This window comes from Pseudomonas sp. IT-232MI5 (assembly GCF_949767845.1).
Lineage (GTDB): Bacteria > Pseudomonadota > Gammaproteobacteria > Pseudomonadales > Pseudomonadaceae > Aquipseudomonas.
The window spans coordinates 306,437-317,273 of the sequence record NZ_CATKQE010000058.1 but is presented as its reverse complement, the minus strand read 5'-3'; the positions used below and the strand labels follow the sequence as shown (position 1 = coordinate 317,273).

At 59.6% G+C, this 10,837-nt stretch carries 10 protein-coding genes; 6 read left to right on the top strand and 4 right to left on the bottom strand.

The genetic code is table 11. The features are described from left to right. Nucleotides 1–72 precede the first annotated feature (72 nt). The gene (locus ACM6JQ_RS24780; RefSeq protein ID WP_007908696.1) at nucleotides 73–627 is read left to right on the top strand and encodes an RNA polymerase factor sigma-70; all 555 of its coding nucleotides are present in this window, start codon (nucleotides 73–75) and stop codon (nucleotides 625–627) included. Between the two features lie 108 nt (nucleotides 628–735). Here ACM6JQ_RS24780 and ACM6JQ_RS24775 read toward each other — a convergent pair whose 3' ends face one another. The 4 genes from ACM6JQ_RS24775 to ACM6JQ_RS24760 form a co-directional block, all read right to left on the bottom strand. Further along, nucleotides 736–1,749: a GNAT family N-acetyltransferase gene (locus ACM6JQ_RS24775; protein WP_414894809.1), complete on the bottom strand. Its 1,014-nt coding sequence runs from the start codon at nucleotides 1,747–1,749 to the stop codon at nucleotides 736–738. A gap of 140 nt (nucleotides 1,750–1,889) precedes the next feature. Continuing rightward, nucleotides 1,890–2,726, bottom strand: coding sequence for a sugar-binding protein (locus ACM6JQ_RS24770; protein WP_414894808.1), 837 nt, complete (start codon nucleotides 2,724–2,726; stop codon nucleotides 1,890–1,892). 137 nt (nucleotides 2,727–2,863) lie between these two features. Then, a complete protein-coding gene (locus ACM6JQ_RS24765) occupies nucleotides 2,864–3,658 on the bottom strand; it encodes a substrate-binding periplasmic protein (RefSeq protein WP_007908693.1) in 795 nt (264 codons plus the stop codon). Between the two features lie 92 nt (nucleotides 3,659–3,750). Next, a complete protein-coding gene (locus tag ACM6JQ_RS24760) occupies nucleotides 3,751–4,374 on the bottom strand; it encodes a TetR/AcrR family transcriptional regulator (RefSeq protein WP_007908692.1) in 624 nt (207 codons plus the stop codon). A gap of 184 nt (nucleotides 4,375–4,558) precedes the next feature. Between ACM6JQ_RS24760 and ACM6JQ_RS24755 the strand changes: the two genes are divergently transcribed. The 5 genes from ACM6JQ_RS24755 to ACM6JQ_RS24735 are packed head-to-tail and all read left to right on the top strand — an operon-like array spanning nucleotide 4,559 to nucleotide 10,827. Further along, nucleotides 4,559–6,343 carry an acyclic terpene utilization AtuA family protein gene (locus ACM6JQ_RS24755; protein WP_414894807.1) on the top strand — a complete coding sequence of 595 codons (1,785 nt, stop codon included), beginning with the start codon at nucleotides 4,559–4,561 and terminating at the stop codon, nucleotides 6,341–6,343. A 12-nt stretch (nucleotides 6,344–6,355) separates the two neighbouring features. Then, nucleotides 6,356–7,225, top strand: a complete 870-nt coding sequence (locus ACM6JQ_RS24750) for an SDR family oxidoreductase (protein WP_007908689.1) — start codon at nucleotides 6,356–6,358, stop codon at nucleotides 7,223–7,225. 3 nt (nucleotides 7,226–7,228) lie between these two features. Beyond that, nucleotides 7,229–8,845 (top strand): acyl-CoA carboxylase subunit beta, encoded by a 1,617-nt coding sequence (locus tag ACM6JQ_RS24745; RefSeq protein WP_414894806.1) that lies wholly within the window; start codon nucleotides 7,229–7,231, stop codon nucleotides 8,843–8,845. A 30-nt stretch (nucleotides 8,846–8,875) separates the two neighbouring features. After that, nucleotides 8,876–10,033, top strand: a complete 1,158-nt coding sequence (atuD, locus tag ACM6JQ_RS24740; protein WP_007908685.1) for a citronellyl-CoA dehydrogenase — start codon at nucleotides 8,876–8,878, stop codon at nucleotides 10,031–10,033. Further along, nucleotides 10,030–10,827: an enoyl-CoA hydratase/isomerase family protein gene (locus tag ACM6JQ_RS24735; RefSeq protein ID WP_095113044.1), complete on the top strand. Its 798-nt coding sequence runs from the start codon at nucleotides 10,030–10,032 to the stop codon at nucleotides 10,825–10,827. Before atuD ends, ACM6JQ_RS24735 begins: the two co-directional genes overlap by 4 nt. Nucleotides 10,828–10,837: the final 10 nt, after the last annotated feature.

Sequence of the window (10,837 nt, the reverse complement as noted above, 5' to 3'; positions counted from 1 at the left end):
TTGTCGCTCGATGTGTAGGACGGCCTCGTCCCCAGGCGTCCCACTAACCTATTTGGCAGCAAGGTGATTTCCATGACGGAACAAGTATCCACAAGCAAGTGCGATTCACCGCTACTTCAGGCATTCGTCGACAATCGACTGATTCTGGTCAAGATTGCAGCCCGTATTACCGGCTGCCGGTCGCGCGCCGAAGATGTGGTGCAGGATGCGTTTTTCCGACTGCAATCGGCGCCACCAATCACGTCGTCGATCAAGGCGCAACTGAGCTATCTGTTCCAGATCGTGCGCAACCTGGCCATCGATCACTACCGCAAACAGGCGCTTGAGCAGAAGTACTCCGGCCCTGAAGAGGAAGGGCTGAACGTGGTTATTCAAGGTGCTTCGCCGGAAACCTCGCACATCAACTTCTCGACCCTGGAAAACATCGCCGACGCGCTGACCGAACTGCCCAGCCGCACGCGCTATGCATTCGAGATGTACCGCCTGCATGGCGTGCCGCAAAAGGACATCGCCAAGGAGCTCGGCGTTTCGCCAACCCTGGTCAACTTCATGATTCGTGATGCGCTGGTGCACTGCCGCAAGGTCTCGGGCAGCCGTCAGGATGCGGTGATTGCCGGTCGTCGTTAAGACCGCGTCGCCAGATAAAAAAGATCGCAGCCTTCGGCAGCTCTCACATGGAAATGCATTCCTCTGTAGGAGCTGCCGAAGGCTGCGATCTTTTGCTTTTAAATCACCTCAGGCCAATTTGCACCGATCAAAAAACCGCTCACGCCCCAGCATCATCAGCGCCGCGCGCTTGTGCGGAAAGTCGAACTCCTTCTCACAGTGGAAACACTGATTCTGCATGTGGCCGATCATCTTCGCGTTGTCGGCCCGAGGCTCAGCGACCACACGCTGAGTGCGCGGATCATCGAGAAACAGGTAATGCACCAGCGCCGATAGCCAGCTCGCCACTTTGTGCGGGCCGCGGTGATCCTCTTCGCCGACCAGCATGTGAATACCGCGATCGTAATTGTCGGCGTCATAAAACGGCGCAATGCGATCTTCCTTGGCCCAGTAGGCTTCGAAATAGGCAAACGGCTGATCATCGAAACAGCCGATCAAGGTCAGCGTGTGCGGATCGGCATCGAGCTTGCTCAGGTATTCGCGGTGCTTCTCGAGGCTGCCCTCTTCCTGCCAGAAACTGGCAACGCGCGGGCTGTTCTGCCAGCGGTTGAAGCGCGGCAGGTCTTCTTCGATCTCGACCGTGCGCAGGGAAATCCACGCACCAAGACGCGCATCGAAACGCCGATACACCTCACCCCGTGGCTTCACCGGGCGCAGTGGATGACGTTTGCCTTGGCTGATGACCATTTGCTGCGGGTAGCTGCCAGTCAACGAAGTACCGAGCCACGGTTGCGGCAATTGCCAGAACAGCGAGCGTTCACAGCGATATTCGCCAGTCACTTCGGTATTCACCAACAAGCCACTGAGCAAGGCTTCGGTCGGCGGCTGATCCAGTTGCCAAGTCAATTGCTGGCACGCCGGATCCCGCGCGAACAGCCAGTAACAGGCCGCCCATAACGCCTGCCCGGGCGGCAGCGCAAAGCGCTCATCGATCTGGATCGGCCCCTTGACCTCCCGATCAAGGCGCAGGCGGATCAGCAGTTGCCCGTCCAGGCTCAGGCTCAGACGGCTTTCGGTGGCATCAGCGATCAGTTGGCTGCCCGAAGGCAAGGCCAGGGCAGTCAGGTCATTCAGATTGGACATGGGTCGGGCTCACGATAATCGTCGACAGTTAAATGCTGGAACGTGATCGCGCCCGGAAAATTTAGAGATCCCCACCAACAATCTAACGATGCTGTTTGCTGGCGGGGCTCTCTGAAGCTGACAAACCCCATGTTCTCAAACTAAACAGACCTGACACAGATCCTTTTGATTGCGTAATCGTTTCCGCTGCCACTCGCCGTATGACTGATGATTGCCAACGTGCACTGCGAAGAATCCGCAGTAAACGTGCCCTCCAGTGATTCCCAAGTCATGGCTGGAAAATCCTTGGCTTCAGTGACGGTCTGGGTGCCTGCTGCAAGCGACAGACTCGGCACACTGGAGCTGGTGTTGGTTCGACGAACCTGTAGACCGAACTCATAACGCGTACCGGCTTCAAGGTTCGCGAAGTTTTTTTCCAGAATGATGCCAGCCGATGCGTTGGTGTACGTGCGGTTGTTGAGAACGTAGATGTCCCCGTCCTTGGCGACAACCAGATCTCCGGGGTCGATTGCCGCCGGGCCTTTTGTCCAGCCGTTCCAGGGCGCTTCTTCAGCGTCGGAGAAGGTCGTCAGATCCTCGAAGGGAACTCGCACTTTGAGGCTGATCGGAGGAAACAGCAGTGGGCAATCACAACCCGCGTTATTCAGGGCCAGCTGAAAAATAAGCATCAGTTGACTGTTGTGTTTCAGATCCTGCAGGTCATCCCACGCAATCGTTCTGCGCCAGCCCTCCTCAAATTCCTGCTGCGTCAATGGTTCAGCATCGGCGATGCGCAACATGATTGGCGAACCATCGCTTGTCTGACCACAGGCATGCAGCGTCGTCGGTTGCCCGAGCGCCATAAAGGGCCACCTCGACACTTCGACTGTAATGCCGGTCGAACCATCGGGTTTGTTCAAGGTGAGGACATTCTCGCTGGCTTGCTCTACGAATGGAGCAGGCACACAACGCAGTGAAATCGGGGATGGATTGGACATGGCAAATTCCTTTTTCTCAAGCCGCTCACAAAGAGCGGGTGTGGAAAGGAATCAAAACCTGAAGCCAATACGGCGTCTACTGTCAGATCTGACAGGGTCAGCCAAGTGTCCGACCAACGGATGGGCATGACACGCCGTTACTTCGGCACCGGTACCACCGCAATCTTGTACGGCTCGAAAATTTTCAGCATTTCACCGTTGTCGCGCAGCCCCTTAAGCAGCTTGCCAAACGCCGCACCGGTAATCGGCGCCGTCGGGCGAAGAATCGCGTAGTGGTGATAGACCTGATCGATACGTTGTGACACCAGCAACTCGTCGCGCACCTTCTCGTTACGCAGCAGATAATCGAACAGATAGGAACGGGTCACCAAGGCGATATCGGCGCGACTACGAAGGACCATCAGCAGATTGCTGTCGTGGGAATAGGTCAGCGTGGCCTTGTAATTCTGTGCAAGAAATTTGGGGTCGGCGTTGAAGTTGGCGAACTCGTAGTGATAACCGCTGAACAGCGCGAGGCGCTTGCCGGTGAGGTCGGCAAAGTAGTTCTGCTGACGACCGTCCTCGCGTTGCGCGACGAAAATCTCCGCATCCTCGAGGCCCATGTCGACATCCGTGTGCGGAATGTCTTTCCAGCCCCAATCAGGATTCTCGAAAATCGCCATGTCGATCCGGCCCTGCTTGAAATCACCGAAACGCCGGGGAATCGAGGTCGGCACGAGGACGAACTGATAGTCGCTTTGCAAACGATTGAGGGCCTCGACCAGTTGCGGCAGGAGGCCTGTGTCGGCACCGTTCTCCGGGCGAATGGTGTAAGGCGGAAAATGCGCCGCGCCGACCCGAACCAGTTGCGCTGCCTGAGCGGGCAAAACCCAAAATGCAGCCAGCGCTGCGAGCATCAAACCCGCGGCCGTCCGAATTGGCGAAGACTTCAAAACACCCCACTCCCCGAAAAAATACCGATCAATGCATTCAAGCTAGGCGGTTTCGCCAAGTTAGCCAGTTTCCCGGCCGGATAGAAAGTGCTTCAGCGCGCTTCAAGGACCAGAATCAACGCCTCGTCGGCCAACTGATCGAGGCTCAAACTGCCGCCGGCACGGAACCATGTGGTCGTCCACGACAGTGCGCCGGTGAGGAAACGTCGGGTAATAAATACATCGCCACGAATAAATCCGGCGTCTTTGGCTTCACCCAGCACTTGCAGCCAGATGTCTTCGTAAACATCGCGCAACGCCAGCACTTTGGCCTGGCCCTCTTCGGACAGCGAGCGCCATTCGTAGACCAGCACCGCCATGGCTTCACCGCTGCCGCCCATGATCGACTGCAATTCGCAGCGGATCAGCGCCAGCACGCGCTCGCGCACATCAGCCGCATCGGCGAGTGCAGCACGCATCAACGCAGTGTTGTAGCGGATGGTTTCTTCCATCACCGCGCGGAGGATTTCATCCTTGCTTTTGAAGTGATGAAAAATGCTTCCCGACTGAATACCGACGGCGCCGGCCAGATCGCGCACTGTGGTGCGTTCATAGCCTTTGTTACGGAACAGGTGAGCGGCCACTTGCAGCAATTTGCCACGGGCGCTGTCGGGGTCGGTCAATTGGCCCTCGTCGACCAAATCACGCATGACCCTCAGGGCTTTTTGCTCGTCCACCCGTTCTCTCCTACAGTCGATCAGTCTGTTGCCCCCTGAAACCGCAGGGTTGCGCGCAATTTAAGCCGCCAGCGGCAACCAAGCAAGCGCTTGGGCAGAAGATAGTTTCAACTGTTTACAAACCAAGCGCTTGCTTGGTAGCCTCCAGACACTTCTGTCGCAGGTTGCTGAGTCGGAGATAAAAATGCCCACCACCGTTCGCATCGGATGCGCCAGTGCATTCTGGGGAGATACGTCCACCGCCGCCGCGCAGTTGGTGGAGGGCGGCAAGCTGGACTATCTGGTGTTCGACTACCTCGCCGAGATCACCATGTCGATCATGGCCGGCGCACGCATGAAGGATCCGCAGGCGGGGTTCGCCGGCGACTTCATCGAAGTGCTCACGCCTCTGTTGCCGCAGTTGGCCGAGCAGAACATCCGCGTCATCAGCAATGCCGGCGGGGTCAATCCACAAGCCTGCGCCGCCGCCCTGCAAGCGGCCTGCGACAAGGCCGGCGTCCTGCTGAAAATCGCCGTGTTACTCGGCGATGACCTGCAACCACAATTCAAACAACTCAGCGGCATCACCGAGATGTTCAGCGGCGCCCCGCTGCCGCCGATGTGCGTATCGACCAACGCCTACCTCGGCGCGCCGGGCATTGTCGAAGCCTTGCGCCTGGGCGCCGACATCGTCATCACCGGGCGCGTGGTCGACAGCGCCGTGGTCAGTGCGGCGCTGGTGCATGAATTCGGCTGGTCGTGGCACGACTACAACAAACTCGCCCAGGCCGCGCTGGCCGGGCACATCATCGAATGCGGCGCGCAATGCACCGGCGGCAATTTCACCGATTGGCGCGAGGTGCCGGATTACGAGCACATCGGTTTCCCTATCGTCGAAGTCAGCGCCGACGGCCAATTCATCGTCAGCAAGCCTGAAGGCACTGGCGGCCTGGTCACACCACTGACCGTTGGCGAGCAGATGCTGTATGAAATCGGCGATCCGCAGGCGTATCTGTTGCCTGACGTGGTCTGCGATTTCACTCAGGTCAAACTTCAGCAACAAGGCAAAAACCTCGTTCATGTCCACGGCGCCAAAGGCCTGCCGCCGCCGGATAAATACAAGGTCAGCGCCACCTATCCGGATGGCTTTCGCTGTACCGCCAGTTGCCTGATCGCCGGCATCGATGCGGTGGATAAGGCACGACGCGTCAGTCAGGCGATCATCGATAAGACTTCGGAAATGTTCAGCCAGCGCGGCTGGGCGCCCTACAGCGAAATCAACATCGAACTGCTCGGCAGCGAAGCCACCTACGGTCCCCACGGCCAACGCCACGACAGCCGCGAAGTGGTGATCAAACTCGCCGTGCGCCACCCGCTGAAACAGGCATTGGTGCTGTTCTCCCGGGAAATCGCCCAGGCCGCCACCGGCATGGCACCGGGGCTGACCGGCATCGTCGGCGGACGGCCAACGGTGTATCCGTTGATCCGTCTGTTCTCCTTTCTGATCGAGAAAAGCGCTTGCTCGCTGCACATCGACATGGCCGGTGAACACTATCCATGCACCCTGCCCTCACTGGGCGCGCTCGACAGCGAGAATTTACCCCTGCCCCATCAGCCGCCCAAACCACAGGGCCGCGCCGATGCCAGTGTGGCGTTGGTGAAACTGGCCGTGGCGCGCTCCGGTGACAAAGGCAATCACAGCAACATCGGCGTCATGCCGCGCAAACCCGAGTACCTAGCGTGGATCGCCGAAGCACTGACCCCGGCCGTTATCGTCGACTGGATGAGCCATGTGCTCGACCCGATCCACGGCCGGGTCGAACGCTGGTATCTGCCCGGCACCCACAGCCTGAATTTTCTTTTGGAAAACGCACTTGGCGGTGGTGGCGTGGCCAGTCTGCGCATCGACCCGCAAGGCAAAGCCTTCGCCCAGCAACTGTTGGAAATCCAGATCCCGGTGCCACAGAGCATCGCCGAACAGCTCGACTAGAGGAGGGTTTGCATGGCTTACGCGTCGATTTTCAACGCCGATCTGTTCAGCGGCCAGACCATCATCGTTACCGGCGGCGGCAGCGGCATCGGTCGCTGCACCGCGCATGAACTGGCAGCGCTCGGGGCCAATGTGCTGCTGGTCGGGCGCAAGCCGGAGAAGCTCGAAAAAGTCGCCACCGAAATCGCCGAGGACGGTGGCCGCGCATCCTGGAAGGCCTGCGATATACGCGATGAAGAAGCGGTGAAGCAATTGGTGAAAGAACTGATTGCCGAACACGGGCCGATCCATGGTCTGGTCAACAATGCCGGCGGCCAGTACCCGTCGCCCTTGGCCTCGATCAATCAGAAAGGTTTCGAAACCGTGTTGCGCACCAATCTGGTCGGCGGTTTCCTGATGGCTCGCGAAGTGTTCAACCAGTCGATGAGCAAACACGGCGGCAATATCGTCAACATGCTCGCCGACATGTGGGGTGGCATGCCCGGCATGGGCCACTCCGGCGCGGCGCGTTCGGGCATGGACAACTTCACCAAAACCGCCGCGTTCGAATGGGGTCATGCCGGCGTGCGGGTCAACGCGGTGGCGCCGGGCTGGATCGCCTCCAGCGGCATGGACACTTACGAAGGCGCGTTCAAAGCGGTGATTCCAACCCTGCGTGAACATGTACCGCTCAAGCGCATCGGCACCGAATCGGAAGTCAGCGCGGCGATTGTATTTCTGCTCAGCCCGGCGGCGGCGTTCATCAGTGGCAGCACCTTGAAAATCGATGGCGCAGCCAGCCTCGGCAGTCGTGCATGGCCGTTGCACAAGGCCACTCACAGCGAGTCGTTCAACGGGTTCCACCGGGCGTACCTTCCCGATGTCCTCAAGGACAAGGAGTAAGCCATGCCGCAGATTCAGTCCCGACTCGATCCGCACAGCGAGGCTTTCGCCCGCAACCGTGCGGCCATGCTTACGGCCATCGAACAAGTGCAGCAACTCGAACAGAACCTGCTGAACAAAGCCGCCGAAGCCAAAGCGAAATTCGACAAGCGCGGGCAACTGCTGCCCCGCGAGCGCCTGAACCTGTTGCTTGATCCCGGTGCGCCATTCCTCGAACTGGCCAGCCTCGCCGGCTACAAATTGCATGACGACAAGGATGGCAGTTCGGCCGGTGGCGGGCTGATCGCCGGTATCGGTTACGTCTGCGGCATCCGCGCGATGATCGTGGCGAACAACAGCGCGATCAAGGGCGGCACGATCTCGCCCAGCGGCCTGAAAAAATCCCTGCGCCTGCAACAGATCGCTCAGGAAAACAAACTGCCGGTGATCACCCTCGCCGAGAGCGGTGGCGCCAACCTCAATTACGCCGCCGAGATTTTCGTCGAAGGCGCGCGCAGTTTTGCCAATCAGGCGCGGATGTCGGCAATGGGCTTGCCGCAAATCACTGTGGTGCACGGCTCGGCGACGGCGGGCGGCGCCTATCAGCCGGGGCTGTCGGATTACGTGGTGGTGGTGCGCGGCAAGGCCAAGCTGTTTTTGGCCGGCCCGCCGTTGCTCAGAGCCGCCACCGGCGAAGTCGCCACCGATGAAGAACTGGGTGGTGCCGAGATGCACGCGCAAGTCGCTGGCACGGCTGAATACCTCGCGGAAAACGATGCCGATGGCGTGCGTCAGGTGCGTGAAATCCTCCGTATGCTGCCATGGAACGAGCAGCTGCCGTGGCTGCCGGAGCCGCAATACAAAGAGCCGCTTTACCCGATCGATGAATTGCTCGGGCTGATCCCCGATGATCCGAAAAAGCCTTACGACGTGCGCGAAATCATCGCGCGCATCGCCGATGAATCCTGCTTCGTCGAATTCAAGGGCGAGTTCGATCAGCAAACCATCTGCGGCCAATTGAAGATTCAGGGCCGCGCCTGCGGGTTCATTGGCAACAACGGCCCGATCACCCCGAACGGTGCAAGCAAAGCGGCGCAGTTCATCCAGTTGTGCGACCAGAGCCAGACCCCGCTGCTGTTTTTCCACAACACCACCGGCTTCATGGTCGGCACCGAATCCGAGCAACAAGGCGTGATCAAACACGGCTCGAAACTGATTCAAGCGGTGGCCAATGCAAGGGTGCCTAAACTGACCATCGTCGTCGGCGGTTCCTACGGTGCCGGCAACTATGCGATGTGCGGCCGCGGCCTCGACCCGCGCTTCATCTTCGCCTGGCCGAACAGCCGCACGGCGGTGATGGGCGGTGCGCAGGCCGGCAAGGTGTTGCGCATCATTACCGAAGCCAAACAGCTCAAGGACGGCTTGACGCCGGACCCGAAGATGCTCGACATGCTCGAACAAGTCACCGCGCAGAAACTCGACAGCCAGTCCACCGCGCTTTATGGCAGCGCCAACCTGTGGGACGACGGGCTGATCGATCCGCGCGACACGCGCACCCTGCTCGGTTATTTGCTCGATATCTGCCACGAAGCCGACATTCGCACGTTGCAACCCAACAGCTTCGGCGTCAGCCGGTTCTGACCGCCACGGATCTTACGGAGAACAATAACAATGATCTTCACCCCGGAACACGAAGCCCTGCGCCGTACCGTCCGCCAGTTCGTCGAGCACGAGATCAATCCACACGTCGATGAATGGGAAAAGGCCGGACGCTTTCCCATTCACGAAATTTTCCGCAAGGCCGGCGACCTCGGTTTGCTCGGTATTTCCAAGCCGGAAAAATTCGGCGGCATGGGCCTCGACTACAGCTATTCGATTGTCGCTGCCGAAGAGTTCGGCACCATTCACTGCGGCGGCATTCCGATGTCGATCGGCGTGCAGACCGACATGTGCACCCCCGCCCTCGCCCGCTTCGGCTCTGATGAACTGCGCGAAGAGTTCCTGCGTCCGGCGATCACTGGTGAGCAGGTCGGCTGCATCGGTGTCTCTGAAGTCGGCGCCGGCTCCGACGTCGCCGGGCTGAAAACCACCGCGCGCAAGGACGGCGACGACTATGTGATCAACGGCAGCAAAATGTGGATCACCAACTCGCCGAGCGCCGATTTCATCTGCCTGCTGGCCAACACTTCGGACGACAAACCGCACATCAACAAGTCGCTGATCATGGTGCCGATGAACACGCCGGGGATCAGCCTCAGTTCGCACCTCGACAAACTCGGCATGCGCAGTTCGGAAACCGCACAGGTGTTTTTCGACAACGTACGCGTGCCCCAGCGCAATCGCATCGGCCATGAAGGCGCCGGGTTCATGATGCAGATGCTGCAGTTTCAGGAAGAACGTCTGTTCGGTGCGGCGAACATGATCAAGGGCCTGGAATATTGCGTCGACAGCACCATCGAGTACTGCAAGGAGCGCAAGACCTTCGGCAATGCGCTGATCGACAACCAGGTCATCCACTTCCGCCTCGCCGAATTGCAGACCGAAATCGAATGCCTGCGCGCGCTGGTCTATCAGGCGACCGAGCAATACGTGAAAGGTCAGGATGTGACACGGCTGGCGTCGATGGCCAAGCTCAAGGCCGGGCGCCTCGGCCGCGAAGTCAGCGACAGCTGTCTGCAATATTGGGGCGGCATGGGCTTCATGTGGGACAACCCGGTGGCCCGCGCCTACCGCGATGTGCGGCTGGTATCGATTGGCGGCGGCGCCGACGAAATCATGCTGGGGATCATCTGCAAACTGATGGGCATCCTGCCGGGGAAAAAGAAATGAGCAACCTGCCGCAATGTCAGACGCTGTTGCTGGAACTGCATGGCGGCGTGCTGCACATCACCCTCAATCGGCCGGACAGTCGCAATGCGATGAGCCTGCAGATGGTCAGCGAACTGCGCGCGGTGCTGGCGGCTGTGTGCGATGACCGCGCTGTTCGGGCACTGGTGCTCAGCGGGGCCGATGGGCATTTCTGTGCCGGCGGCGATATCAAGGACATGGCCAATGCACGCGCTCAGGGCGCCGAGGCTTACCGCGATTTGAATCGCGCGTTCGGTGCCTTGCTGGAGGAAGCACAGCACGCGCCGCAAGTGCTGATCACGGTGCTGCAAGGCGCGGTGCTTGGCGGCGGTTTCGGGCTGGCGTGTGTCAGTGATATCGCGATTGCCGACCATCAGGCGCAATTCGGCCTGCCGGAAACCAGCCTCGGCTTGCTGCCGGCGCAGATTGCGCCGTTTGTTGTGCAACGTATCGGCCTGACCGAAACCCGAAGATTGGCGCTGACGGCGGCGCGTTTCGATGGGCATCAGGCACGGCGTCTGGGGCTGGTGCACTTTGTCGAGCAGGATGCCCAAGCGCTGGCCGAGCGACTCGATGAAGTGTTGCAGCATGTGCTGTGTTGCGCGCCCGAGGCGAATGCGATGACCAAGAAATTGTTGTTGGCGAGTGCCGGTCAGCCGTCTAGCGAATTGCTCGATGAGGCCGCGCAGTGGTTTAGCGAAGCAGTGACTGGCGACGAAGGGATCGAGGGCACCATGGCTTTTGTGCAAAAGCGGAAACCGCGGTGGGCGACCTAAAAGCATCGCT

Excerpts from the sequence above, each read along its gene's own strand:
- ACM6JQ_RS24780 (WP_007908696.1), top strand. The coding sequence starts at position 73 with ATGACGGAACAAGTATCCACAAGCAAGTGCGATTCACCGCTACTTCAG.
- atuD (WP_007908685.1), top strand. The coding sequence starts at position 8,876 with ATGATCTTCACCCCGGAACACGAAGCCCTGCGCCGTACCGTCCGCCAG.
- ACM6JQ_RS24750 (WP_007908689.1), top strand. The coding sequence starts at position 6,356 with ATGGCTTACGCGTCGATTTTCAACGCCGATCTGTTCAGCGGCCAGACC.
- ACM6JQ_RS24745 (WP_414894806.1), top strand. The coding sequence starts at position 7,229 with ATGCCGCAGATTCAGTCCCGACTCGATCCGCACAGCGAGGCTTTCGCC.
- ACM6JQ_RS24775 (WP_414894809.1), bottom strand. The coding sequence starts at position 1,749 with ATGTCCAATCTGAATGACCTGACTGCCCTGGCCTTGCCTTCGGGCAGC.
- ACM6JQ_RS24770 (WP_414894808.1), bottom strand. The coding sequence starts at position 2,726 with ATGTCCAATCCATCCCCGATTTCACTGCGTTGTGTGCCTGCTCCATTC.
- ACM6JQ_RS24755 (WP_414894807.1), top strand. The coding sequence starts at position 4,559 with ATGCCCACCACCGTTCGCATCGGATGCGCCAGTGCATTCTGGGGAGAT.
- ACM6JQ_RS24735 (WP_095113044.1), top strand. The coding sequence starts at position 10,030 with ATGAGCAACCTGCCGCAATGTCAGACGCTGTTGCTGGAACTGCATGGC.